Raw genomic sequence first — 24,783 nt, 5'->3', positions numbered from 1 at the left:
TCTAAACGGATCTCCGAAGTCCCTCGTAGGCCATAGGAACCGTTTCAGGGATCTTTCATGCGCCATCCGGTCTCGGCCTTTGCCTGTCTGCCCATCCTGGCCTCCCAGGCACCCAACCCGCCCCACCTGGCCATCCCCCGGCTGGCCCAGGCGCCGTCCATGACCCGGGACGCGGACCTCTCCACCTGGAAGGAGGCCCTGGTGATCACGGAGTTCGGCATGATCATGCCGGACGACCAGGGCGAGAACCGCTGGCCCACCATCGTCCATGTGGGCTGGGGTCCCGATGCCCTCTACGTGGCCGTGGAAGCGAAGGATCCCGAGCCCTCGAAGATTCACGCCGCCCACCACATGCGCGACACCAACAACGGCGACTTCGACTTCGTGGGCGTGGACCTGGATCCCTCCGGCAAGGGCCAGAGCATCGCCCGCTTCTTCGTCACGCCGCTCGGCGGTCAGATCGACGAGATCATGACGGACAGCACCGGCGAGAACGCCTCCTACGACTGCCTCTGGGATTCCACCGGCGTGCTGACGCCGGACGGTTACGTCGTGAAGATGCGCATTCCCTACAGCAGCTTGCGCCGGCGGCCCGGCGATTGGGCCCTCCGCATCTTGCGCATCATCCCCCGGGAGCGGCGCTACGGCATCTCCTGGCCGCGCATGAGCAAGGACGTGCAGTGCGATATCTGCCAGATGGCGCGGGTCTCCGGCGCCCCGGTGGACAAGCCCGGCTCGCCCTTCCTCGTGATCCCCTTCGCCACCTACACCCGCACCCAGTCGCTGGAGACCAACCCGGCGGCGCCCGTGGAATCCAAGGCCCGCCTGGGCATGGATGTCCGCTACGCCACCACCGCCCTCACCTTCGAAGGCACCTACCGTCCCGACTTCGCCACGGCGGACGCGGACGTGGACCCGCTTCAGATCAACAGCCGCTTCAAGGTGTTCTATCCCGAGCGCCGGCCCTTCTTCCTGGAGGGCATGGACCTGCTCTCCCCGCCCGCGGCCCAGCGGCAGTTCTTCAGCCGCTCCATCCAGAGCCCCCTGTACGGCCTCAAGGCCTCGGGCCAGGGCTCTCTGGCCAGCTGGACCGTGCTCCACGCCAAGGACGAGGACGGCGGCCTCATGCTGAGCGCCAACGGCGCCCAGGGCGTCGAGGGCCTGCCCACCCGCGACACGGCGGCCGCGCTGCGCTTCCAGCTGGACGGTCGCGGCTCGGGCCTTTCCGTCCTCGGAACGGACAAGCGCCTGCAGGGCGGGCCGGACGCCGCCGGCGGACTGAGCGGCGGCCAGAGCGGCGGCATCTACCTGGATCAGTACCTGGGCTCCGAGTTCCACGTCATCGGCAGCGCCATGGCCGCCACTTCGCGCCTGCCCCAGGCCGATGGCAGCCTCCTCTCCCAGCGGGGGACCTCCACCTCCGCCGAGCTGGACTGGAACACCCGCCACTGGTTCGCCAGCGCCGTCAGCCAGACCACCAGCCCCGGCCTGGTGCTGGTCTCGGGCTTCACGGATCTCCGGGGCTACCGCCAGCAGAACGGGACCTTCGGCTGGCAGGGCAACTGGAACGGCGGGAAGTTCTCCCAGGCGAACCTCTACCTGCGCGCCCGGCGCCTCGTGTGGTGGGACGGGAATCCCTTCGATCGCGCCGTGGGCCTGAGCACCTATGTGGAAACCGCCGACCGGTGGGCCTGGAGCCTGGACTGGGACATCGCGGGGCGCACCTGGGCGGATGACGAGGTAACCTCCAACGCCACCCGCAACCTCAACATGGCCTTGAGCTGGAAGAAGCTCAGCTGGGCACAGATGCTGGCGCGGGTCGTCCGCGGACGCACCATCGACCTGGCTTCTGGCGCCCCGGCGCGCATCCACACGGTCAGCTTCAGCTCCCACGGCGCGGTCGGGGATCTGAGCTACGACCTCTCGGCCCAGAGAACCGTGCTGGATCGCGAGTCCGACGACCTCCGGCTCGTGCGGGCGCGGAAGCTGGCGGCCACGGCCACCTACCAGATGCCGCGGTTCTTCTACCTGAAAACCCAGGCGTTCGTGGTGCGCTACGACGGCTCCGAAATCGACGGCGTGGACAAGTTCCTCAAGGCCTTCCTGGGCTGGCAGCCCAATGCCTTCACCAACGCCTACCTGGGCTGGTCCGGCCAGCGGCGGCGCGATCCCCTCGCCATCCTGCCCACCGAGCGCATGGTGGAGCGCGGCGTGTTCGCCAAGCTGGCCTACGCCATGCAGTTTTAGAGGCCTCTCGGGGGAAAGGAATATTAAACGCGGAGGAAAGCGGAGACACGGAGGACAGCGGAGGAGAGAACCTTTCTCCGCTCTCCCCAGCCCCTCCGCTTTCCTCAGCTTTCCGAATTCCTTTTCGATCCATGAGCCGGTGCCAGGGACAGGTACACTGGGCGGATGCTGGAACTGAGGGAGGTCATCCGCGCCTACGAACTCGGCGGTGAGCGCGCTGGCGTGTTCGGCGTGTCGCTGGCGGTTCCGAAAGGCTGTCTGGCGGTGCTGGCGGGCCCCAGCGGCAGCGGCAAGACCACCCTGCTTCAGCTGGCGGGCTTGCTGGACCTGCCCGACGAGGGTGCCGTCTTCCTGGATGGACAGGAGGTGTCCAGCCTCCCCGAGCGCGAACGCTGCCGCCTCCGTCTGACCCGGCTGGGCTTTGTGTTCCAGGCCTTCAACCTGGTGCCCGTGCTCACGGCTCTGGAGAATGCCATGCTGCCCCTGCAGCTCCAGGGCCTGGCCGAGGATGAGGCTCGGCGCCGGGCGGCTGCCGCCCTGGACCGCGTGGGCCTCGCCGACCGGCTGCACCATCGCCCCGGCCAGCTGAGCGGCGGTCAGCAGCAGCGCGCCGCCATCGCCCGCGCCCTGGCTCCCGATCCCCTCCTGGTGCTGGCGGACGAACCCACCGCCAGCCTCGACCACGCCCACGGAGGCCCCCTCATGGACCTCATGGCCGAGCTGGCCGCCGAGCGGGGTACCACCTTCCTGGTGGCCAGCCACGACCCCGCCGTCATCGCCCGGGCCGAGCACGTCTTCCGCCTTGCCGACGGGCGGCTCATCGAAGAGGAGCACCGGTGATCCTCGCCCGGCTGGCCCTGCGGAACCTGCTGCGCCAGCGGCGGCGCACGGCGCTGACGCTCATGGTGGTGGTGGCAGGCTTCTTGGCCCTGAGCCTGGCCGGGGGCTTCATGGCTCAGACCTTCCAGGGCCTCGCCGATGGCGCCATTCGCGGTGGCCTGGGACATCTCCAGGTGATGGCCCCTGGCGCTCTGGAGGGTGACGAAGCCCAGAGCCTGGAGAAGGCCCTGCCGGACGGCGAAGCGCTGGCGACACGGCTGCGGCAGGACCCCGCCGTGGCGGAGGTGCTTCCCCGCATTCAGTTCATGGGCCTGCTCAGCAGCGGCCCCAAGAGCGTGGCCTTCCTGGGCACCGCCGTGGATCCGGCTCTGGAGCCGAAGCACATGGCCTGCCTCGATTCCCTCAAGGACGGGGCCAAGGTTCGTGGCGGCGGGGGCTCCCGCTGGCTGTCCGCCGATCCGGCGGCCCGTGAAGTGATCCTCGGCACGGGCCTGGCCCGGAGCCTCGGGGCCTCCGTGGGCAGCCTGCTCACCCTCATGTCCACCACCAGGGACGGCGCCCTGAACGCCGTGGACGTGGAGGTCGTCGGCCTCCAGGACCAGGGGCTGAAGGAGCTGAACGACCGGGTTCTCACCGTGAGCCTCGCCACCGCAGGCCAGCTGCTGGACGCCGGTCCGGCGCGCTCGCGGCTCTCGATCGTTCTCAAGCGCCCCGGCGACACGGGTGCCGAGCAGGCGCGGCTCCAGGCCCTGCTGCCTGAAACCACCGTAAGGCCCTGGTTCGAGCTGGCCTCCTTCTACCGGCAGGTGAAGCTGCTCTACTACGCGATTTTCGGCTTCATGGGTCTTGTGCTCTTCCTGGTGGTCCTGCTGGCCACGGCCAACACCCTGCTCATGTCCGTCATGGAGCGCGTCCGCGAGTTCGGTGTGCTGCGGGCCATGGGCCTCCAGCCCGGCCAATTGTTGGCCCTGCTCCAGTGGGAGGGCGCCTTCCTCGGCCTCTTCGGCAGTGCCATGGGCCTGGTCGCCACCCTGCTGCTGCGGGCGGGCCTCAATGCCCTGCACCTCCAGATGCCCGCCCCGCCCGGCACCAGCCACGGCTACGAGCTGGACATCCATCTCGTGCCCGGCGTCTATCTCGTGGTGGCCCTGGGTCTCCAGGCCACGCTCCAGGTGAGTGCCCTGTTCCCCGGCCTCAAGGCCGCGAAGCTCCGCATCGTGGAGGCGCTGAGACATGTCTGAGCCCCTCGGGTGACGGAGCAGGCTGCGAGGCAGCCTGCGAAGTCGGGACCCGAGGCGGCTCAGAGTCACGCCCGGGTGGGTCGGAGCAGGCTGCGGGGCAGCCTGCGAAGTCGGGACCCGAGGCGGCTCAGAGTCATGCATGCATGGGTCGAAGTGGGACGGTGCCCTACCATGGATTCATGGAACCGAACCCACCGCACCGGCCCACTCAACGAAAGGCGCCTCGCCCCGCCTGGTGGCTGGCCACGGGCTTCGGCAGCGGCTACCTGAAACCCGCCCCGGGCACCTGGGGCAGCCTGGCCGGGCTGGCCGCCTGGCTCCTGCTGGTGTGGGTCGTCCGCGGCTGGGCCCTCCCGTCCTGGATGCTCCCCGCGGCGCCCCTGGCCCTCACCCTGATGGCCGTCTGGGCGGCGGATGGCGTGGTGCGGGAGACCGGTCAGAAGGATCCCTCGTTCGTCGTGGCCGATGAATGGGCCGGCATCTGGATCGCCCTCACGCCCCTGCTGTTCACGGGGACGGTCCAGCCGCAGCCCTGGAGCCTCTGGGCGGCGCGGCTGGTGGCGCCCTTCCTGCTCTTCCGGCTCTTCGACATCTGGAAACCAGGTGCGGTGGACCGCGCCCAGCACCTGCCCGGCGGCTGGGGCGTGGTGGCGGACGACGTGCTGGCGGGCCTCCTCGCGGCGCTCATCGCCTGGCCCCTGGACCGGTGGCTGGTGGCTCACCTGAAGATCTAAAGAAAAGATTTCCAGCAGCGGAGGTTGGCGGAGGAGCGGGGGAGAGCAGAGGAAAAGCCAATCTTTTCTCCGCTCTCCTCCGCTCCTCCACAGTCCTCCGCTTATTGCCCTTCTTTCACTTAGCCTGCGGTTTCTTCCAGCAGCCGCTTCCACACGGCGGGTTCGCTCAGCCGCCCTGTTTCGTCGAAGTGCCGGCTCTCGATGAGGTAGCGGTAGCCCTGCTCCGTGAGGAAGAGCTGGCGGTTCCGCGCAAATTCCTGCTCCGTGGTGTCGCGGCTGATGAGCGAGTAGAAGTAGCTTACGTTGCGGTCACCCTTGGGGCGCAGGATGCGGCCCAGGCGCTGGGCCTCCTCCTGCCGCGAGCCGAAGGTGCCGCTCACCTGGATGGCCACGCTGGCGTCCGGCAGGTCGATGGCGAAGTTGGCCACCTTGCTCACGATGAGCACCCGGAGGTCGCCCTCGCGGAAGCGGCGGAAGAGCACCTCCCGCTCCTTCTCCGGCGTCTGCCCCGTGAGTACCGGCGCATTCAGGCGCTCTCCGATGATGCGGAGCTGCTCCAGGTATTGGCCGATGACGAGGATGCTGTCGTTGGGGTGACCCGCCAGCAACTCGTCCATGACCGCCAGCTTCAGGCTGTTCTCCGAGGCGATGCGGAAGCGCTGGCGCTGGTCCGCCACGGCGTACTCCATGCGCTCGTCCGTGGGCAGGGGAACGCGGATCTCCAGGCAGTGCGCCGTGGCGATGAAGCCGTCCTTCTCCAGCATCTTCCAGGGCACGTCCACGCGCTTGGGGCCGATGAGGCTGAAGACGTCCTCCTCCTTGCCGTCCTCGCGCACCAGGGTGGCCGTGAGGCCCAGGCGCCGCTTGGCCTGGAGTTCGGCCACCGCCCGGAACACCGGCGCGGGCAGCATGTGCACCTCGTCGTAGATCACCAGACCCCAGTTGGCGGCCTCGAAGAGCTTGAAGTGCTCGAAGGGGCCGGTCTTGCTCTTGCGGTAGGTGAGGATCTGGTAGGTGGCGATGGTGACGGGCTTGATCTCCTTGGTGTCGCCCGTGTAGAGGCCCACCTGGTCTTCCGTGAGGCTGGTCTTGTCCAGCAGCTCCTGCTTCCACTGCTTCACGGCGGTGCCGTTGGTGGTGAGCACCAGGGTGTGGGTCTGGAGGCTGCCCATGCAGCCGATGCCGATGACGGTCTTGCCGGCTCCGCAGGGGAGCACCAGCACGCCCGCGCCGCCGTCGGGCCCGCCGCCGGCGTGGAAGACGTCCACGGCGGCCTGCTGGTAGTGGCGCAGGCCGAAGGGCTTGCCGTTCTGCTTGGTGGTGGGCGACAGCTCGAAGGGCAGCGGGTCGCCGGGCTTGTAGCCGGCCATGTCCTGCACGGGATGGCCCAGGCGGATGAGCTGGAGCTTGGCCTCGCCGCGCATCCCCGTCTGGAGGAAGATGCCCTTCTCGTCCGGGTAGGGCTCCGCCAGCATCCCCTGCAGCGACTTCTGGTTCTCCAGCTCCCAGAAGAGACCCCGGTCGTCCATCTCCAGAGCTAGGCGGTCGCCCTTGGCCACCAGCCGCAGCTTGCCGTAGCGCGTGCCGTGGTCCTCGATCTCCTGCAGCAGGTTCTGGGGCACCGGGTACTTGGACCAGGTGTTCAGCGTCTCGATCATGTCCTGGCAGGCCACGCCGGAGGCGGAGGCGTTCCACAGGCTCAGCGGGGTGATGCGATAGGTGTGGATGTGCTCGGGGCTCTTCACCAGTTCCGCGAACCGTGCCAGTTCGTCTCGCACCTGCTCGAAGGCCGGGTGGGCCACCTCGAGCAGCAGGGTGCGATCGCTCTGGACGATCAGGGGATTGTCGGGACGGAGGGCGATCACGGTGGCGGCAGACCCAAACCTCCAGCCTAGGGGCCCCGGGCGACAGGGTCAACGTGAGGCAGCGGAGAAGACCTTGGCGGGGTTGCCAAAAGCCAACTGGCTCGGGCCTTTGACTGTCGTATAGTTTGGGATCCCCCAGGCCCCCGATCTCGTTTCCAATGCGGCCCCGGGGGTCCTTCCTGGAGACGTCATGAACCACCGGGCGACCAAGTTTCTCGCTCTCCTCTTGTTATCGGCTTCCTTGTCGGGACTCGCCGCCCAGGAGGGGAACCCCGGACAGCGTCGCCTGGACCTGCCCTATCGCCGGAGCCCCCACGCCCTCGGCGGGCACGACCGGGCCGACCTGCGACGGGAATGGAACCTTTTCTGGTTCGGAGGAAAGGCCAGCCCGGCCTACCTGGACTACAAGAATCAGGTCGCCGAGCAGCAGACCCGCCTCTGGGCGCCACGGCGCTTCCAGGGCGCGGGGCCGCTCGCCCAGCCTCTCGCCCAGCCTCTCGCCCAGTCGCTCGCCGGCACCCCCCCCGCAGCCCTGGCGACCGGGCCGGCGGGCATCGGAGGCGTCTGGACGAACCTGGGTCCCTTCTCGCAGCTCACCAGCACCACGCCCGACATCGACAGCGGGCGCCCCGTGGCCATCGTGGCCCATCCGACGGCCCCCACCCTCTACCTGGCCACCAGCGGCGGCGGCGTGTTCCGCTGCGACAACGCGGATCCGGCCTCCACCACGGACTGGACCTGGTACTCGGTCACGGACGCCCTCCCCACCAGCAGCAGCGGGGGCAACGTCTCCGTGGGCGCCCTGGCCATGAGCCCCGTGGACCCGAATACCCTCTACATGGGGGCCGGCGACTTCTTCGATGCCGAAGGCCGCGGCTTCTTCAAGACCACGGACGGCGGCGCTACCTGGACCGCCGCCCCCCTGAGCAGCCTCGGCACTGCCACCCGCTCCTACGCCATCCTCCCCCTGGACGCCAGCCGGATCCTCTGGGCGACGAACGCCGGCCTCCGGATCTCCACCGACGGGGGAGCCACCTTCGTCGCGGCCACGGGTGGCCCGGCCACCGGGCAGGTCTGGTCCCTCCAGAAGGTGACGGCCACCGACCTCCTCTGCTCCCTGGAGGTCACCAGCGGCTCCACCAGCACCGCCAGCATCCACTACTCCACCAATGCCGGCGCCTCCTGGACCGCGGCCACCCTGCCCAGCCTCACCTTCACGCCCGGCCGCATCACCATCCGGGCCGCGGGGGACGGCACGACGGCCTACGCCATCCTGGAAGACACCACCACCAACAGCAGCAGTACGACCGTGGCCCGGGGCGTCCTCAAGAGCATCGACAAGGGCGTGACCTGGACCTGGCTGGCGGCTCCCACCGCGAGCGGCGGCCTCTTCCAGGGCTCGGGCCCCCAGATGGGCAGTGACGGCGGCCAGGGCTGGTACAACCACGGGCTGGCGGTGGATCCCAACAACCCCTCGCGGCTCTTCGTGGGGGCCAACCTCGCCCTCTACCGCTCGGTGGACGGCGGCCTGAGCTGGGTCCAGCTGACCCACTGGTTCGGCAGCGGCCACGTCTACGCCCACGCGGACTTCCACGCCACCGCCTGGTCGCCCAACGGGGCCACGCTCTACGTGGGCAACGACGGGGGCCTGGCCGTGGTGCGGGACCCCTTCCGGGTGACCATCCCCACCGCCTCCTTCGACACCTCCTTCCTCGACAACCGGCGCAACAAGGGCCTGGCTTCGCACCTGGTCTACAACGTGGGTTCCACCGCCGCCCTCAGCCCCTCGGATTCGAAGTGGCGGATCTCCCTGGGCATGCAGGACAACGGAACCCGCCTGCGCCAGCCGGCGGCCTCCGGCGGCACCCTCACCGGGACGGAAGGGACCTTCGAGGATGAGATCGGCGGCGACGGGTTCGCCACCCTCTTCCATCCGACGGACGGCACCCAGGTGCTCGGCAGCATCTACTACACCGACATCTACCGGAGCACCAACGGTGGCGGATCCTTCAGCGAGTCCATCTCGGGCATCACTGAGGCGAACAACAAGGACCTCGCGCCCTTCGCCCCCAAGCTGGCGCCCGGCGACGCGGCCCGGCCGGCGGCGGTCTACACCTCCACCAACGGGAAGGTCTACCTGAGCACCAGCTTCGGAGCCAGCTGGGTCGCCATAGGCACCGGCGGCCTTCCGGCGCCGCTGGACATGTCCTCCACCACCTCGACGACGGAGCTGTTCATCCGCAACCTGGCGGCCTCCGCCAGCGATCCGAACACGCTGGGCATCGCGGCCAACCAGTCGCGGGTCTACCTGACGTCCAGCGGCGGCAGCTCCTGGACCAAGGGCGGGGCCCTTCCGGGGAGCGCGTCCTACCTCAGCTGCATCGAGTTCGACCGCACCGCGCCCACGACGGTGTACGTGGGATCGGTGGCCCCCAGCAGCACCGCCAACCACCTGTGGAAGAGCACCAACGGCGGAGGCAGCTGGACGGCCATCGACGGCAGCCCGACCGCCAGCAACGGCTTCCCCTTCGGCATCCCGGTCCACGTGGTGAAGGCCGATCCCCTGGTGGCCAACAAGGTTTACGTGGGCACAGATTTCGGTGTCTACATGACCAGCGATGGGGGCGCCACCTGGAGCCGGTTCGGCAGCAACCTGCCCCTCGTCGCCACCCAGGACCTCTACATCGCTCCGGATGGCAGCTTCCTCCGCGCCGCCACCTTCGGTCGCGGGGTGTGGGAGCTGCAGGCCGCCCAGGTCAGCGTGTCGCTGGACAGGAGCACGGCCCAGGTGAACCCCTCCGCCAGCACGACCTTCACCGCCACCGTAACCAACTACGCCACCGACAACAAGGTGAACTGGACCGTGTCCGCCGGGGGCGGCAGCCTCAGCCCCGCCCAGACCGCCAGCGGAAGCGCCACCACCTACACGGCCCCGGCCGCGCTCGGGGTCTACACGGTCACCGCCGCGAGCAGCGAAGTCCCCTCCGCCTCTGCCTCCGCCACCGTGTCGGTGTACAACCCCGCGTCGGTGACCGTATCCGTCTCCCCTGCCACGGCATCCCTCCTGACCGGCGGGACGGCCACCTTCACCGCGACGGTGACGAACGCCCCGAGCCAGGGAGTCAGCTGGTCCGCCAACGGAGGGACCATCACGGCCGGCGGCGTCTACACGGCCCCAGCCGCTGCCGGGACCTACACCATCACCGCCACCAGCATCTGGCCGGGCACCGCTTCAGGGACCGCATCGGTCACGGTGAAGTCGCTGGACCTGAACGGCGACGGTGTGGCGGATCTGCGGGACCTGCTCTTCTTCGCCAAGTTCTACGGCACCACCAACCCCACCTGCGACCTGAATGGCGATGGGACGGTGGATGACAAGGACCTCGCGATCCTCCTCGGCGGTCTGTGATGGAGAAGCCCATGATCCCGATGACCAAGCTCCTCTCCGGTTCCGCTGCCTTGGCGCTGATGGCCCTGCTTGCCTGCGGCGGTGGGGGCGGCGGCTCCTCCGCCCCGACCACCGCCACCAGCCTGGCCTACACGGATCCGACCACCGGCACCTACCTGCTCAAGAAGAACGTGGCTCTCTCCTCGGCCACCCACCTCGTGCTCGACCTGGTGGGGCCCGCCTCCACCACGGGCACCGGCGTCACCGCCACGTTCAGTGCCGATGCCACCCGGGCGGCCTGGGCCAATGTGGCCGCCGGCGACCCCGCCAACACCTTCGTCCAGAACGGAACGGCCTTCAGCCTCGGGGCCTCCCCCCAGATTCTCAAGGGCAAAGTCTCTGGCGGGGCCCTCCAGGTCACCGCGGCGCAGAAGGGCATCGCCAACCCCGCCTCCCTGAACGCTCCCCTGCTGCGGGTGGCCCTGGACCTCCGGGCCTCCCAGCCCCCGGGAGCCGTCTCCCTCGGCGCCGACAGCGCCAAGTGCCAGATGATCGACGGGACCGGAGCCATCGTAGTCCCCATCACCGTGACCGTGGGGACCCTCGCTGCCCAGTAGAGGGATGTGAGGCCCTCGATCCGACTGCGTGTATCATAGGTGCCTCATGCATCAACTTACGCAGTAACCGAATCACCCCACGGTTCTCCCGGACCCAGCCAACCCGAATCCGCGAGGCCTTGGCACTGGAGCCGCCATGGATCTGCTCGCCCGATGCACCTGCTTCCTGGCCCTGGCCGTCGTCCTGGCCTGCGGAGGCGGGGGCGGCTCCTCCACCCCGCCGCCCGCGGGACCCTCCATCAGCGGCGTCAATCCCAGCCATGGCAGCCCCGGAACCACGGTGGCTCTCTCCGGAGCCAACCTCCTGGGGGCCACGGCCGTTTCCTTCAACGGCCGCCCGGCGTTCTCCTACCAGGTGGTGAGCGCCGCCGAGATCGATGCGGTGGTGCCCGGCGATGCGACGACCGGAACCATCAGGATCACCACGGCCAACGGCTCGGCCACCTCGCCAGCCTTCACGGTCGACGCGTTCCAGACCCCCACCATCACCTCGTTCACACCCTCCGGCCTCCAGGCGGGCACCGTGGTGACGCTGACGGGCGCGCACTTCGTGGGCGCTTCCCGAGTCCAGTTCAACGGCCTGGACGCCGCCGCCTTCACCGTCAGCAGCGATAGCCGCATCTGGGCCACCGCACCCTCCGGGCTGACCGCGGGCTTTCTGACGGTCACGACCCCGGGCGGCACCGCCACTTCCGCCACCCCGTACGCCTTGAGCAGCAAGGTCCAGGTGCTCATGAATACAGGCTTCGAGCAGGCCTCCCCCGTCATCTGGAAGGGGGACACTGGCACGATTCAGGGCGCGTCGAGCAGCCAGCCCGAGGTGGTGCCCCACGGCGGCACCCAGTTCTCCTGGCTGGGCGGATACGGGGCTGTGCAATCGGATCGGATCACCCAGGATCTCTATGTCCCGCAGTCGGCTCTGGGCGCCACCGCCACCTTCTACATGAAGATCGTCACAGCCGAGCCGAGCGCGGGCGGAGCCAAGGACTATGTCTTCGTGGAGGCGATGGATGCCTCGGGCAGCTTCCTGGGAACCCTGCTCACCAAGTCGAACCTGGACGCGTCGGACTACAAGGCCTATACCGTGGACCTGCTCCCCTACAGGGGCCGGATCCTCCGCCTGTCCTTCAAGAGCCAGGAGGATTCCCAGCGGGCCACCAGCTTCCTCCTGGACGACGTGGTGGCCGATATCGAGGCGCCGGGCGCGGATCTCGCCCCCATCATCTCCAGCTTCACGCCCACCTCCGGGGTCCCCGGAGAAGCGACGGTCCAGATCTCGGGCATGAACTTCTTCAGCGTGACGGGCGTGTCCATCGGGGGCGCCAGCGTGGTCCCGACGCTCACGGACGGGACGAGCCTGACCGCCGGGGTGCCGACCAATGCCGCCGTCGGAAGCGCGCCCATCCTCATCACCAATGCCCAGGGCACGGGCGCCTCCGCCCAGCCGTTCTCGGTGGTCTATGGCGCGCCGACCGTCACCGGCATGAACCCGACCCAAGGCCCGGTCGGGACGCCGGTGGTCATCACGGGCAGCTACCTGGGCTATCCGGGCACCACGCTGACCTTGAGCGGCCAGACCATCCAGCCCACCAGCCTCAGTCCCGCCCAGATCACGTTCACGGTGCCTGCCGGCGCCGCGAGCGGCAACCTCGTCATCAGCACCCCGGGCGGGACAGTCACGCGGCCCTTCGCGGTCAACACCGCCAGCACCACCCTCGACCTCCACGTGGAGGCCGTGCAGCTCACCCAGAGCACTCAGGACCTGAACGGATCCGTCCCCATCGTGGCCGGCAAGGATGCCCTCATCCGAGTCTTCGTGCTGGCCAACCAGGCCAACACCGCGGCCCCCTCCGTGAAGATCTCGATCATGGACAGCAACGCGGTGGCCGTCCCGGGCTATCCGAAAGTCGTCGCGCCCGCCCGAACCAGCGTCCCCACCACGCTGGATGAATCCAGCCTCACCTCCAGCTGGAACCTGGTCGTTCCCGGGACGGACCTCACCACCACGGGACCCAACGGTGTCTACCTGATCAGCGCCGAGGTGGATCCCGCCGGAGCCATCCCCGAGGCCGACGAATCCAACAACACGCAGGTGCGCAGCTTCAGCGGGATCGCCGTCCCCATTTTCCGGACCACCATCTTTCCGGTCGCGCTTTCCACCGGCACCGGGAACATCACCGAGGCCAACAAGGCCACGTGGGTCGCCCGGCTGGCCAAGATGTATCCCGTGGCCGGCGTGGACGTCGCCGTGGGCCCCACCTTCACGTCCTCGGTGACCCTCAAGGAGGATGGCACCGGCTGGGACACGCTGCTCAGCGAGCTCACGGCCAAGCACCTGGCTGACGGCGTCAGCGACCGCTACTACTTCGGCGCCTTGGATGTCACCTACGGATCCGGCACGGCCGGCGTCGGGTGGGTGCCTTACGCCGGCAGCCCCTTCCAGTACCGCACCGCCATCGGGTGGGACAAGACCGGCTACCAGGACGGGGGCAACTTCCCCGAGGTGTTCGCCCACGAGACCGGCCATAACATGGGCCGCCACCACAGCCCCTGCGGCAGCGCCGCCGACGCCGATCCGGACTACCCCTATGCGGGCGGGGCCATTGGCGTCTGGGGCTACGACACCACGGCGGGCCTGCTGAAGTCCCCGACGACCTACAAGGACATCATGGGCTACTGCTCGCCGAACTGGGTCAGCGACTACGTCTACAAGAAGATCCTCGACTTCAGGAGCGGCCCTGGGGGCCTCATCAGGAGCACCGACGAGGATGCCCCGCTTCCCCAGGCCCAGTCCACGGCCCGCGAGTGCCTGATCGTCCGGGGAATCGTCCACGCGGACGGGCAGGTCGATCTCCTCCCGGCCTTCCGCACCCGGTCGCTTCCCACTGCCGCGCCCCGCTCGGGGGACTACGCGCTGGAATGCGTGGACCGGAAGAACCAGACGGTCTTCACCACGCCCGTGGAGTTGACGGATCTCGGCTGCTGGCCCAAGGGCCGGGAGCGGCACTTCGTCATGGCGCTGCCGCTCGAAGCGGCCACCCTGGACGCCATCACCGGGTTGCGGATGGTGAAGGAGGGCAGGATCCTCGCCAACCTCCGCGCCACCTCCGCCGAGGCTCCGGCGCCCGAATTCCAGCGCTTGCAGAACGGGAAGGTGCAGGTCACCTGGGATGTGTCGGTCCATCCGGCCATCCTGGTCCGGGACGCGGATTCCGGCGAAGTCGTCGCCATCCTCTCGGGAGGCCGCCAGACCTTCGCGACCCGGTCGAAGCGGTTCGACCTGGTCCTCAGCGATGGCGTGGCGGGGCGGACGCTCCACCTCAAGGCTCCCGAATAGGGCGTCTGCGCTCACGCGGGAAAACCATCCAGCGTGGCGGACATTTTTTCCGCGTGAGCGTGCAAGGGTTCCGTGGGACACTGGAGGATCATCTGTATTCAGGTGTCCATGGCGCTTACCCACTACCAGCTCCTCTCGAACTGCTCGGACGAGCAGCTCAGGACCATCTGTGAGCGACGCCGCCTGCCCATCCCCCTCCGCTGGGAGGATGAGGCCGAGGGCCGCGTGCGGTTGCTCAAGACCATGGTGTTCCACCTGGAGGATCACAAGCGCCTGGCGGACACCCTCGCGGACCTGGACAGCGGGTCCCTGGTGGCCCTCAAACATCTGGCCGGCGAGGGGGTCATGCCTGCCCCGCCGGTTGTCGAGTCCCTTCACGCCCTCGGGCTGATCCTTCCCGATGGGGAGGACTGGGCCGTGGCCGAGCGCGTGGCCGATGCCCTCGACGACTTCGACGATGGCGCCCTGAACTTCCAGGCCCCGGATGCCGTGAAGCTGCGGCCCGCGGAGCCGTTCCGGTTCTCCCTGGCCCTCACCAGCGTGCTCCTGCGCTGCGTGGCGGGCCTGCGCGTGCTGAAGGGCGGGCTCCCCGCCAAGAAGGAGCTGAGCCAGCTCATGCAGCGCAACGCCATGCTGCACGAGGAGCAGGACGCCACGCTGCTCTTCACCCTGCTGCATCGCCTGGGCCTGCTGTGGAGCCGCGAGGGCCGCGTGGAGACCCTGCTGCCCGCGGTGACCAGCCATCCGCCCCGCTGGGTGGCCGAGCGCGCCTTCGCCAGCCTCCTGGAGCACGACCTCAAGGCCTGGGGCATGCCCCCGGCGGAGGACCGCCACTTCCTCATGCAGCACCTGCTGGAACGCCGGGGCCAGGCCCTGGCCGTCCAGCCCTTCCTCGCCTTCCTCAAGACCCTCCATCCCCTGGACGAGGAGCGCACCCGCGCGGTGTTCCTGCCCTTCCTGGGGCGCATGGGCATCATCCAGGGCGACGAAGGCTTCGCGCACCTGCGCCTCACAGAGCATGGCGAAGCCCTGGCCCACGAGTACCTGCTGCGCGACCTCAAGGGCACCGCCGCCCACTGGCAGCCGCTGGAGATCGATCAGCCCATGATCCTCCAGCCCACCCTCGAGCTGCTGACGCCCCTGCTCCAGAATCCCCACCGCCTGCTCCACCTGGCCCAGCTGGCCGACGTGGAGGCCCTGGACGCCATGGGCACCTTCCGCGTGGCCCACGCCACCCTGGTGCGCGCCCTGGATGCCGGCGTGCCGCTGGAGGAGCTGGGCCGCCGCCTGGGCGCCTCCACCCAGACCCTGCCCCAGCCCCTGCTCCAGCTGCTGGAGGATCTCTCCCGCCGCGTGGGCGAGGTGGAAGTGCACCAGGGCGTGCGCCTCGTGCGGGCCCGCACATCGCACCTGGCGGACGAGCTGAAGCTGCGCCCCGAGCTGGCCCCGCTCAAGCTGGCCTCGCTGTCCGAGACGGTGCTCGAGGTGCGCGGCGACGGCAACGCCCATGCCCTGCTTAAGCAGGCGGGCTTCATGCCCAAGCCCGGCCGCTTCCTGGCCTTGAGCGTGGACGGGGACGAGAAGTTCTACCTCTGGGCCCTGGCCGCCCTGGCCTTCGTGGACGAGAAGGGCATGAACCACCACCTGGAGCCCGTGCAGCAGATGGTGCGCTCGGCCCTGCAGAAGCTCCACGACGAGGACCCGGCCCTCTACCAGGAAGTGCAGCGGCGCATCCCCATGCTGCACCTGGGCGGCGAGGACCAGCTGGCCGAGGAGGTGCAGCGCATCCTCGAGTACGCGGCTGGCCACACGCTCATGGTGGAGCTGACCTACCTGCCCCCGGCGGCCCACCGCACGCAGCTGCGGCGGGTCTCGCCCCGCACCATCCAGGAGGACCACCTGCTGGCCTTCTGCCACCTCCACCAGGAAGAGATGGCCTTCCGCCTCACCCGCATCCAGGGCGTGAAGCTCCTCAACGAGCGCGGCTGGACCCCGGCGAACCACAGCCAGGCAGGATAATGCTCTCCGGGGTCCCTCGCGTCGCGAACACCCCCGGCCCCCCAAGAGAAGAGCCGGCAAAGCCGGCTCTTCTCTTTTCCCATGTCCACCGACTCGGTACTGCGGCTCCGGCTAGGGCTTGCCCTTCACCCGCTGGTAGTCGTCGGCCTGGAACCTCAGGGGCTTCTCCACAGGGATAACCAGGTAGGGCTCGGTCTTCCGGCCCCCCTGCTTCGAGGCCAACTGAAGCTGCTGCTGGACTTCCTCCTTGGCCTGCCGCTCCCGGGCCACCTCGACGGCGTGGGTGGCGGCCATGCGGGCCATCTCCTGCTCCTGGCGCTGGGCCTGGAGCGCGAGCCCGTCGGCCCGCTGCTTCTGCTGGAAACCCCAGGCGCCCAGGCCGGTCAGGACCGCCAGCAGGGGCAGGGCCGCGGCGGCCAGCAGGCCCCAGGTGGGTCGCTTGCGCTCGGTGCGGCGGCGGCGCTGGGCCTCCCGGCGCAGGTCGCTGGCCAGGGCGGTCAGCTCGGCGGTGGGGGCCGCGGGGGCGCTGGCGACGACGGGCCCAAGGCCCAAAAGGTCGCGGAGTTCCGCCCGCAACTGGACATCCTCGGCAGGTTCGAAACGCCGGGCGGGATCAGACCAGGACATGCACGCCTCCAGAGGGGTTGAGCTGATCTTTGAGTTGGGCCTTGGCCCGGTGGATGCGGGTCTTCACGGTGGCCTCGGGAATGCCGAGGATGTCCGCGATCTCCCGGATGGACAGGCCCTCCACCACGAAGAGCCAGAGGGCCTCGCGGAAGGTGGGAGAAAGCAGGCGCATCCGCTCCCGGACTTCCTGGTTCAGCACCAGGTCGTCCGCGCCGCCGGCCAGGCCGGGCTCGGATACAGCCTCCAGACTGAGATTCTGGTTCTTCATGGGGCGGCGCTCGGTGAGAGACAGGGTGCGGACGGTGCCATACAGGAAGGCGGTGGGATGCTCCACGCGCTCCTCCCGCTGCATGAGGATGACGAAGGCCTCCTGGGCGATGTCCTCGGGAAAGACCGCCCCGTAGCGACGGGCATAGCTCACCAGCCGGGGATAGAGCTCCGCGAAGGCGCCATGAAAGGCCTCCTCGCTGCCGAACGGGGTTTCCTGGGGGGACTGCTCCATGCGGGGCTCCGACACCCTAGGATGCCCGAACCGCAGGCGAGGTTCCGGGCTAGGCTGAAAGGGTGACGGACCACCCGCTTCAAGCCTGGCGCGACACCCTGGAGGACCTGGGTGTGATGGGCCTCGTCCGAGAGCCGATGGCCGCCCCGGAGCCGATCCCCGCCACCCAAGTGTCGCGCCCGGCCCCCCACCCGGGGCCTCGCCCTGTCTCCCGCCCGACCCCGCCGCCGGCTGCGGCCTCTCCCCGGCCCGGGGCCCCGTCGGCGACCTCCTCGGCACCTTATGTCCGCCCCACGGACCCCATCGGCTGCCCGCCCCCGGAGGCCGTGGCCACCGCAGCCTCCCTGGCGGACCTGGAGCGGGCCATCCAGGGCTGCCTCGCCTGCCCCCTGGGCCCGGGGCGCCTGAAGTTCGTGTTCGGCGAGGGGGACCCCAAGGCCCGGCTCATGTTCGTGGGCGAGGGCCCAGGCCGGGACGAAGACCTGCAGGGCCGCCCCTTCGTGGGCAAGGCCGGCGAGCTGCTGGACAAGATGATCGGCGCCATCGGGTTGAAGCGCGAGGACGCCTACATCGCCAACGTGGTGAAGTGCCGCCCCCCGGACAACCGCACGCCCGCCCCCGACGAGGCCCGAGCCTGCCTGGGCTACCTGCACCGCCAGATCGAGCTGATCCGGCCCGCCGTGATCGTCACCCTGGGCGCCACGCCCCTGCGTGAGCTGGTGGGCGTCAGCGAGGGCATCACCCGCGTGCGCGGCCAGTGGAAGCGCGTGCGGGTGGGCGACCGAGAGATCCCCGTCATGCCCACCTTCCACCCCGCCTACGTGCTGCGCCAGTACACCCAGGATGTGCGCCGCGCCGTGTGGGAGGACCTCAAGGCGGCGAAGGAGTGGGTGGACAAGGCTGACAGCTGATAGCTCTCAGCTGAGAGCCCATCCCCACCTGTGTCATGCTAGGCCCAGCTTTCGAGGTCGGCCCATGCGTCTTGTGAACGTGTTCTTCTTCGTGCTCCTGGCCTTCGTGCTCTTCGTGCTGGGCAACCTGTACCTCACGAACCACGACCTGCTGGTGCGCGAAGTGGTCATCTTCGGCGAGGACATCAAGATCCAGAGCGTGATCCTCCTGGCCTTCCTGCTGGGGTTCCTGCTGAACGTGCTCTACACCGGCATCATGGAGCTGGTGCGCCTGATCCGCGGTCTGAGCGAATCGGCCGACACCCGCCTGGTGAAGCGGATCTCGGAGCGCGTGCAGGACGCCCGCGACCTCGTGGCCCACGGCCTGCCGCGTGAGGCGAAGACGATCCTCGAGGGCATCCTGGAGCAGCGCAAGGAACACGTGCCGGCCCGCATGCTGATGGGCGACGTGCTCCTGAAGACGGGCCACCCCGAAGAGGCGGTGACGCTCTTCCGGGCTCTCTGCGAGGAGGATCACGATCTGGTGGAGGCCCGCTACCAGCTGGCCGAGGCCCTGATGGCCGTGCGGAATCCCGAGGCGGCCCTGGGCGTCCTGAAGAAGCTGGCCTCCGACGACCCCAAGAAGGCCCTGCGCGCGCTGCGGCGCATGCGGGCCATCCACATGGACGCCCAGCGCTGGGACGAGGCGGTGGAGACCCACAAGAAGCTGCAGGCGAACTTCCCCGCGGAGCTCACCCAGGGCGAGAAGGCACAGGGCTCGGCCCTGGCCTACCAGGCCGGCCTGGCCAAGGTCGAGGCGGACCAGTTCAAGGATGCCGCCCAGATCTTCCAGCAGGTCATCAAGGACGAGCCGGACTTCGTGCCCGCCTACCTCAGCCTCGGCCGCTGCATGATCCTCCAGGACCAGGAGGCCCAGGGTCTCGAGATCTGGCTGGAGGGCTTCCGCAAGACCGGCGAGGGCACCTTCCTCCAGGAGATCGAGGACTACTTCATCCAGCTGGGCCGGCCCGAAGACGGCCTGGCCGTCATGCGCAAGGTGGCCGCCACCTCCAAGCACGCCACCACGGCCAAGTTCTTCCTGGGCAAGATGCTCTACCGCCTGGAGATCCTGGACGAGGCCCTGGACCTGTTCCAGGAGGTGCGCAGCCAGGTGGTCTACAGCCCGATCCTGTTCTTCTTCATGGCCAAGATCCACAGCCGGCGCGCACGCCTGGATGCCGCCCTGAACGAGTACCGCCAGCTGCTGCGGAACCTGGGCGTCCTCAAGTTCCGCTTCGAGTGCGCCGTCTGCGGCCACAAGACCCAGGACTACGTGGATCGCTGCGACAGCTGCGGGAGCTGGAACAGCAGCCACTTCCTGTTCAAGGAGAGCGACCTGCCCGAGAACCCGGTCCGAGGGGAAAGTGGCAGCTGGATGGCGATGCTCTGACGGGTGGGCATGTGACGCTGCAGTGCAGCGTCACATGCCGGGACCCGTCGAGTAGAGCATCACATCCAGGTTGGCCACCCTGCCTGGCAATCAGCCATCAGCAAACGGGGCGCCCTTCGGCGCCCCGTTCACTGGAAGCTGAGAGCCGACAGCTGATAGCTCCCTATGCAATCGCCTGTCGAATATCGAACAGGAGCCGCTTGAGCTCCAGCTCGGAGAGGTTGAGGGGCACCTGCTGCTTCACCTCCTCCTTGCGGAAGAAGGCGATGCGCTTCACCACCACCTTGTTCTTGCCGAGGCTGATCTCGTTGAACTGGATCTGGGTGTCGTCCTTGTAGGGCGGCAGGCTGCGGAGCTGGATGTACATCCCCCGGCGGTCATGGTCCACGATCTCCAGACGCTCCTTCAGGTAGTCCACCTTCTCGGAGAGCATCTCGGCCTTCGTCTTCAGCTTGGCGAAGCTGAGGCGCTTGGGCGCGTGGCACTCCAGGACCATCTCGCCCAGCTGCACACCGCCGTCGTCCCGGCGGAGGAACCCCTCCAGGGTGCTGTCCAGCTCCGCATCGGCCTGGCGGAAGGGCACGAAGCCCTGGAATTCGCCGGGAAGCACGGATTCGTCGTAGCGTTTGGCCTTGCGGGACAGCTTCATGGCGCACCTCGGAAGGGTGGGATCTTCCGATAGGGCCAGAGGCGTGCCAGAGCGCCGCGATCAGGGCAGGTTTAGCACATCATCTGAATAGGCAGGACTTCCTTTCACCTTCTGCCGAGCCAGACCTGCCCACAGGGCGGCAAATCCGTTCAAATGCGTCCAGAAGTGGCCAGCCAATTCATCAGGTTGATCACTTTTCGACAGAGTCCGCCTTCGGCCACCGCCGCCGGTAGACCATGCGGTCCAGGGCCCGGTGGTAGGGGCTCCAGGACCCGCTGTCCGACTCATCCTGCGTGGCCCGGAGCATCACCTCCAGCTTGCCGTCCAGGTCGTCCAGGTAGTGGACCAGCAGGGCCTCCGGGGTCTTGGGCAGCACGGGGGAGCCGAATTCCAGCCGGCCATGGTGGGAGAGGACGATGTGCAGGATCTGCAGGCGGAGGTCCTCCGGAAATCCGGGGATCTTGCCCACCGCCCGGTTGATCCAGTCGGTTTCCAGGGCGATGTGGCCCAGGAGGTTGCCCGCATCCGTGTAGCCGAAGCTGCGCTGGTAGCTCAATTCCGCCGTCTTGCCCACGTCGTGGAGCAGCACGCCCGCCTGCACCAGGTCCCGGTTCAAGGCCCGGTAGTGGGCGCAGGCGCGATCAGCCATGCCCGCCACGGACAGGGTGTGCTCCAGCAGGCCGCCCAGGAAGACGTGGTGCATGGACTTGGCCGCCGGGGCCTGGGCGAAGGCCGCCCGCAGGTCCGCATCCGCCACGAAGAGGTCCTCCAGCAGGCGGCGGATCCAGGGATCCCCCACGGAGGCGATGAGGGCGTCCAGCTCGGCCAGCATCTCCGGCACGGGGCGGGCGCTGACAGGGAAGAAACGGGAGAAGTCGCCCACCTCCGCGTCCGCGGCGAAGCGCACCTTGTCCAGCTTCATCTGGAGGCGTCCGTTGTAGCTGGTCACGGCGCCTTTCACCCAGAGGAAGGCGTCAGGCTGCACCGCGTCCATGTCGCCTTCGATGGCCCGCACATCCCAGAGGAAGGCCTTGAGGTCGCCGGAGGCATCCGAAAGCTTGAGTTCCAGGTACTCGCTGCCCTTGGCGCTCACCTTGTAGGCGGCCTCCTGGGCCAGGAGGAAGCCCTGGAAGGCCGCGCCTTCTTTCAGGCTCCGGAGGATCGGCTGGTCGGACATCGGTTCTCCTTCTGTCCCATCAGGCTCGGGCGGCCGATGCGACAACGGCTGTCAATGACTGCGCGGCGGCTTGGACGGGGAGGAAAAGGGGTCCTCGTCGCCGTAGCCCAGGTCCAGGGGCAGCCGCTTGTCCTCCAGCACCTCGAAGAGCGACCACTGGTCCGCTTTCTTCACGTTGCCTTCCGGCAGCGAGAGCACCCGGACCTTCAGCACGCGGTTGTACAAGGGGAACTCCAGCTCGTCCTGGACCTTGACCTCGTGGCTGGCCTTCCGGGGCACGTTGTTCACGCGCACCATCCCCTCGTCGCAGAGCTGATTGGCCAGCTCGCGCCGCTTGATGAGCAGGCTCTTCTTGAGGAATGCGTCGAGACGCACGGCATCAGCCTTTCAGGATCTGTTCCTTGGGCACCAGGTAGCGGATGTTCGCGCGCATCCGCAGGTTGGCGAGGTACTGCTCGATGGCGTTCTGGGCCTTGGGCTCCTGGAGCTTCTCCAGGATCTTGGCCTTCACTTCCGCGAAGTCCTTGACCGGCGCGTCCTCCAGGGCGATGAGCTGGATGAGGTAGATGTCCTTGTCCGTCTCGATGGGGGCCGAGACCTGCTCGGGTTTGAGCTTCACCGCGGCCTCCTCGATGCTGGCGCGGAGGAAGCCCTTGTTCATCCAGCCCAGGTCGCCCCCGGTGGCCTTGCTGGGGCTCACGGAGTTCTGGCGGGCCAGCTCCTCGAAGGACTTTCCGGCCTTGAGCGCCGCCTGGATCTCCGCCAGCTTCGCGCGGGTCGCCGCCAGTTCCTCGGGCGTGGCGCCCTTGGCCAGCACCAGCTCCCGGATGCGGAAGCGGCTGGGGAGGCGGTACTCGTCCTTGTGGTCCTCGTAGTAGGCCCGCAGCTCGTTGTCTTCCACGGCCACCTTCGAGAACACCTCCCGCTGCAGGACGTACTGCTGGGTGGCCTGCTGCTTCTGGCGCTTCATGAACTCCGGGAGGCCGATGCCGAGGCTGGTCTTCAGCGCCCGCTCCAGATCGGCGTCCGTGGCAAAGTTGTTCTCCTTCTTGATGCCGTCGATGCTGGCGCGGACGTAGTCGTCCGTGATGGGCGAGCCCAGCTCGTCACCCTTGTCCTCCAGCAGGTAGGCGTCGATCATCCCCTGCAGGGTCTTCTCCCGGGCGGTCTGCAGCTTCTCATCCAGCTCCTTGCCGGAGAACTGGCGGTAGAGGGCCGCGTTCTGCTGCTCCACGGCCTGCGTCAGATCGCGGCGGGTGATGATGTGGCTGTTGACGATGACGAGAATTTCCTCGCGCACCTCGGCGCGCAGCCCTGCGGGCGCCAGCAGTGCCAGGGCGAGGACGGGATTCAGCGCCTTCAACGGGCACCTCCCTTGGGCGCTTCACCTTCCTTGGGAGCGGCCTGGGGGGCGACCTTGGGATCCTCGGCCTTCGGCGCCGCCGGCGCCTTGGGCGCGGGGGCCTCCGAGGGCGAGGGCTTGGTCAGCTCGAAGGGGATCTCCTTGCGGAGGCTGTCCATCAGCTCATTCCAGATCGCGGCCTGCCGCTCCCGCTGGGCGCCCTGCTCGGCCACCTGCTTGGCCTCCTCGAAGGGCACTTCACGGGCCGGCTTGCGGCTTTCCACCTTCACCAGGTGGTAGCCGAACTGGGTTTTCACCGGGGCCCCCACCTTGCCGATGGGCTGGGTGCGGGCGGCGGCGCCGAACTCGGGCACCCAGGTGGAAGGGTCGGCATCTTCGTAGAGGCCGCCGTTCTCCTTGCTGCCCGGGTCGTCGCTGTACTTCTTCGCCAGGGCGTCGAACTTGGCGCCCTTCTTCAGCTCGGCCTGGATCTTCGCGATCTTGGCCTTGGCCTCGGCTTCGCTCAGGCCCTTCTCCTCGCCCTGGTGCTTCACGGACACCAGGATGTGGCGCACGCTGGCCAGCTCGGGCTGCTTGAAGCGGTCCTTGTGCTTCTCGTAGAACGCCTTCACGTCATCGTCGGAGACCGCGAGCTTCTTCTGGAGGGCTTCGCTCTCCTTGGCCAGGTACTCGCGGGCGAGCAGGTCATCCTTGGTGCGCTCCACGGCCTGATGGAAGGCAGGGGTCTGGTCCAGCCCCATGCGCTTGGCCTTCACGGCCAGGAGCTTGCTCTCGGCCATGCGCTTGATGAACTCTTCCTTGCCGCCCTGGATCATGAGGATCTGCATCTGCTCCTGCTGGTTCAGCAGGCGGAAGGCGGCCTGGAAATCGGCCTCGGTGATGGGCTCGCCGCCCACCTTGGCCAGCACCACCTCTTCGGGCTTGGGCGCGGGGGTCTGGGGTTTGGGCGCGGGGGCCTGGGGTTTCGGGGCAGCGGCCTGGGCCGGTGCTGGAGCAGCCTGGGCTTGAGCCGGAGCCGGCGCGGGAGCCTTGGCGGGCTCCTGTGCGACGACACCGAGGGCGATCATGGAGATCAGGGAAGCACGGAGCATGGGATTCCTTGGGTGCCGGAAAGGCGCTAGCGGCGACGTCCGCCGAGAAGGTTCATCAGGGAGATCAGGATGTTGTAGAGGCTCACGAACAGGGCCAGGGCGAAGCCGGCGGGATCGCCAAAATCATTGGTTCGGAGCATGGCGGAGGTGTCCCAGAGCAGCTTGGCCGAGCAGGCGATGACCGCGACGCCGGAGATGATCAGGCTGAAGGTCTCCAGGTGGAAGATGGCCGCCGCCAGGCTGCCGAAGAACATCACGGCGATGCCGACGATGACGAAGTTCCGAAGGAAGCTGAAGTCCTTCTTGGACACGAAGGCGGTGACCGTCAGGGTGAGGAACACCACGCCCGTGAGGCCGAAGGCCATGAAGACGGGCATGAACCCGGCACCCTGGGCCAGCGCCAGGGCCACGATGCCCGCGATGACGCCCGAGATGAAGGTGAACAGGACGTAGGCCACCCGATTGAGGGGCTTCCGGCGGCTCACTCGGGAGGCGAACATCAGCGATCCGAACTGGATGCCGAACAGCACCCAGAACCAGAAGCGGCCCGCCACGGAGATCAGGGCAGTCCCCACCAGGGGGGCGCTGAAGGCGCCCAGGGCCGCCACGGCGAAACCGCCCATGAGCCACAAATAGACGCTTCGGACAAAATCGACGCGGGACTGCGCTCCGGTGGAAGCCCCCTGCCACGACTGCTGGTAATCCATGCCACGCTCCAAGGGGGATCCGTGTGGATCCCCCTCAGA

19 protein-coding genes are annotated in these 24,783 nt (G+C 68.4%); 10 read left to right on the top strand and 9 right to left on the bottom strand.

Features of this window, described 5'->3' with window-relative positions; all coding sequences use genetic code 11:
* The first annotated feature begins 57 nt into the window (after positions 1–57).
* From MLJ35_RS11495 to MLJ35_RS11480, 4 genes are all read left to right on the top strand, one after another.
* Positions 58–2,247, top strand: a complete 2,190-nt coding sequence (locus tag MLJ35_RS11495) for a DUF5916 domain-containing protein (RefSeq protein WP_243384457.1) — start codon at positions 58–60, stop codon at positions 2,245–2,247.
* 165 nt (positions 2,248–2,412) lie between these two features.
* A complete protein-coding gene (locus MLJ35_RS11490) occupies positions 2,413–3,087 on the top strand; it encodes an ABC transporter ATP-binding protein (protein ID WP_243384456.1) in 675 nt (224 codons plus the stop codon).
* Positions 3,084–4,328, top strand: a complete 1,245-nt coding sequence (locus MLJ35_RS11485; protein ID WP_243384455.1) for an ABC transporter permease — start codon at positions 3,084–3,086, stop codon at positions 4,326–4,328. The genes MLJ35_RS11490 and MLJ35_RS11485 overlap by 4 nt, the downstream gene beginning before the upstream one ends.
* 179 nt (positions 4,329–4,507) lie before the next feature.
* Positions 4,508–5,062: a phosphatidylglycerophosphatase A family protein gene (locus tag MLJ35_RS11480; protein ID WP_243384454.1), complete on the top strand. Its 555-nt coding sequence runs from the start codon at positions 4,508–4,510 to the stop codon at positions 5,060–5,062.
* Between the two features lie 119 nt (positions 5,063–5,181).
* Here MLJ35_RS11480 and MLJ35_RS11475 read toward each other — a convergent pair whose 3' ends face one another.
* Positions 5,182–6,927, bottom strand: coding sequence for a DNA repair helicase XPB (locus MLJ35_RS11475; protein WP_243384453.1), 1,746 nt, complete (start codon positions 6,925–6,927; stop codon positions 5,182–5,184).
* Between the two features lie 190 nt (positions 6,928–7,117).
* Here MLJ35_RS11475 and MLJ35_RS15995 point away from each other — a divergent pair, with 190 nt between their 5' ends.
* From MLJ35_RS15995 to MLJ35_RS11455, 4 genes are all read left to right on the top strand, one after another.
* A complete protein-coding gene (locus MLJ35_RS15995; RefSeq protein WP_275976508.1) occupies positions 7,118–10,336 on the top strand; it encodes a hypothetical protein in 3,219 nt (1,072 codons plus the stop codon).
* A gap of 11 nt (positions 10,337–10,347) precedes the next feature.
* Positions 10,348–10,932, top strand: coding sequence for a hypothetical protein (locus MLJ35_RS15990; RefSeq protein ID WP_275976507.1), 585 nt, complete (start codon positions 10,348–10,350; stop codon positions 10,930–10,932).
* A 136-nt stretch (positions 10,933–11,068) separates the two neighbouring features.
* Entirely contained in the window at positions 11,069–14,269 is a 3,201-nt protein-coding gene (locus tag MLJ35_RS11460; RefSeq protein ID WP_243384452.1) for an IPT/TIG domain-containing protein, read from the top strand.
* 108 nt (positions 14,270–14,377) lie between these two features.
* A complete protein-coding gene (locus tag MLJ35_RS11455) occupies positions 14,378–16,288 on the top strand; it encodes a helicase-associated domain-containing protein (protein ID WP_243384526.1) in 1,911 nt (636 codons plus the stop codon).
* Between the two features lie 111 nt (positions 16,289–16,399).
* Here MLJ35_RS11455 and MLJ35_RS11450 read toward each other — a convergent pair whose 3' ends face one another.
* Together MLJ35_RS11450 and MLJ35_RS11445 are read right to left on the bottom strand one after the other, a co-directional pair.
* Positions 16,400–16,915 (bottom strand): hypothetical protein, encoded by a 516-nt coding sequence (locus tag MLJ35_RS11450; RefSeq protein ID WP_243384451.1) that lies wholly within the window; start codon positions 16,913–16,915, stop codon positions 16,400–16,402.
* Positions 16,902–17,417 (bottom strand): RNA polymerase sigma factor, encoded by a 516-nt coding sequence (locus MLJ35_RS11445; protein WP_243287041.1) that lies wholly within the window; start codon positions 17,415–17,417, stop codon positions 16,902–16,904. The genes MLJ35_RS11450 and MLJ35_RS11445 overlap by 14 nt, the downstream gene beginning before the upstream one ends.
* Before the next feature lie 326 nt (positions 17,418–17,743).
* Between MLJ35_RS11445 and MLJ35_RS11435 the strand changes: the two genes are divergently transcribed.
* Positions 17,744–18,328, top strand: coding sequence for a uracil-DNA glycosylase (locus MLJ35_RS11435; protein WP_243384525.1), 585 nt, complete (start codon positions 17,744–17,746; stop codon positions 18,326–18,328).
* A gap of 64 nt (positions 18,329–18,392) precedes the next feature.
* Positions 18,393–19,757 carry a tetratricopeptide repeat protein gene (locus MLJ35_RS11430; protein WP_243323242.1) on the top strand — a complete coding sequence of 455 codons (1,365 nt, stop codon included), beginning with the start codon at positions 18,393–18,395 and terminating at the stop codon, positions 19,755–19,757.
* Between the two features lie 163 nt (positions 19,758–19,920).
* Here the strand turns inward: MLJ35_RS11430 and MLJ35_RS11425 are convergent, their stop codons facing one another.
* The 6 genes from MLJ35_RS11425 to MLJ35_RS11400 all read right to left on the bottom strand — a co-directional run bounded on the left by MLJ35_RS11425 (position 19,921) and on the right by MLJ35_RS11400 (position 24,744).
* Positions 19,921–20,406, bottom strand: a complete 486-nt coding sequence (locus MLJ35_RS11425) for a hypothetical protein (RefSeq protein WP_243323240.1) — start codon at positions 20,404–20,406, stop codon at positions 19,921–19,923.
* 190 nt (positions 20,407–20,596) lie between these two features.
* Entirely contained in the window at positions 20,597–21,583 is a 987-nt protein-coding gene (locus MLJ35_RS11420; RefSeq protein ID WP_243384450.1) for a 3'-5' exoribonuclease YhaM family protein, read from the bottom strand.
* A gap of 51 nt (positions 21,584–21,634) precedes the next feature.
* Entirely contained in the window at positions 21,635–21,958 is a 324-nt protein-coding gene (locus tag MLJ35_RS11415; RefSeq protein WP_243294742.1) for an RNA-binding S4 domain-containing protein, read from the bottom strand.
* Positions 21,959–21,962: 4 nt separating this feature from the next.
* Positions 21,963–22,946: a peptidylprolyl isomerase gene (locus MLJ35_RS11410; protein WP_243384449.1), complete on the bottom strand. Its 984-nt coding sequence runs from the start codon at positions 22,944–22,946 to the stop codon at positions 21,963–21,965.
* Positions 22,943–24,037, bottom strand: a complete 1,095-nt coding sequence (locus MLJ35_RS11405) for a peptidylprolyl isomerase (RefSeq protein ID WP_243384448.1) — start codon at positions 24,035–24,037, stop codon at positions 22,943–22,945. The genes MLJ35_RS11410 and MLJ35_RS11405 overlap by 4 nt, the downstream gene beginning before the upstream one ends.
* Positions 24,038–24,063: 26 nt before the next feature.
* The gene (locus tag MLJ35_RS11400) at positions 24,064–24,744 is read right to left on the bottom strand and encodes a Bax inhibitor-1/YccA family protein (RefSeq protein ID WP_243384447.1); all 681 of its coding nucleotides are present in this window, start codon (positions 24,742–24,744) and stop codon (positions 24,064–24,066) included.
* Between the last annotated feature and the right edge of the window lie 39 nt (positions 24,745–24,783).

This window comes from Geothrix alkalitolerans, from assembly GCF_022808885.1.
GTDB classification, from domain to species: domain Bacteria; phylum Acidobacteriota; class Holophagae; order Holophagales; family Holophagaceae; genus Geothrix; species Geothrix alkalitolerans.
The sequence above is the reverse complement of the archived record's forward strand: the minus strand, read 5'-3'. Positions and strand labels throughout refer to the sequence as shown.

What these genes read in the sequence shown, in the direction of transcription:
- MLJ35_RS11495 (WP_243384457.1), top strand. Translation starts at nt 58, where the DNA reads ATGCGCCATCCGGTCTCGGCCTTTGCCTGTCTGCCCATCCTGGCCTCC.
- MLJ35_RS11490 (WP_243384456.1), top strand. Translation starts at nt 2,413, where the DNA reads ATGCTGGAACTGAGGGAGGTCATCCGCGCCTACGAACTCGGCGGTGAG.
- MLJ35_RS11480 (WP_243384454.1), top strand. Translation starts at nt 4,508, where the DNA reads ATGGAACCGAACCCACCGCACCGGCCCACTCAACGAAAGGCGCCTCGC.
- MLJ35_RS15995 (WP_275976508.1), top strand. Translation starts at nt 7,118, where the DNA reads ATGAACCACCGGGCGACCAAGTTTCTCGCTCTCCTCTTGTTATCGGCT.
- MLJ35_RS15990 (WP_275976507.1), top strand. Translation starts at nt 10,348, where the DNA reads ATGATCCCGATGACCAAGCTCCTCTCCGGTTCCGCTGCCTTGGCGCTG.
- MLJ35_RS11460 (WP_243384452.1), top strand. Translation starts at nt 11,069, where the DNA reads ATGGATCTGCTCGCCCGATGCACCTGCTTCCTGGCCCTGGCCGTCGTC.
- MLJ35_RS11455 (WP_243384526.1), top strand. Translation starts at nt 14,378, where the DNA reads ATGGCGCTTACCCACTACCAGCTCCTCTCGAACTGCTCGGACGAGCAG.
- MLJ35_RS11450 (WP_243384451.1), bottom strand. Translation starts at nt 16,915, where the DNA reads ATGTCCTGGTCTGATCCCGCCCGGCGTTTCGAACCTGCCGAGGATGTC.
- MLJ35_RS11445 (WP_243287041.1), bottom strand. Translation starts at nt 17,417, where the DNA reads ATGGAGCAGTCCCCCCAGGAAACCCCGTTCGGCAGCGAGGAGGCCTTT.
- MLJ35_RS11430 (WP_243323242.1), top strand. Translation starts at nt 18,393, where the DNA reads ATGCGTCTTGTGAACGTGTTCTTCTTCGTGCTCCTGGCCTTCGTGCTC.
- MLJ35_RS11425 (WP_243323240.1), bottom strand. Translation starts at nt 20,406, where the DNA reads ATGAAGCTGTCCCGCAAGGCCAAACGCTACGACGAATCCGTGCTTCCC.
- MLJ35_RS11420 (WP_243384450.1), bottom strand. Translation starts at nt 21,583, where the DNA reads ATGTCCGACCAGCCGATCCTCCGGAGCCTGAAAGAAGGCGCGGCCTTC.
- MLJ35_RS11405 (WP_243384448.1), bottom strand. Translation starts at nt 24,037, where the DNA reads ATGCTCCGTGCTTCCCTGATCTCCATGATCGCCCTCGGTGTCGTCGCA.
- MLJ35_RS11400 (WP_243384447.1), bottom strand. Translation starts at nt 24,744, where the DNA reads ATGGATTACCAGCAGTCGTGGCAGGGGGCTTCCACCGGAGCGCAGTCC.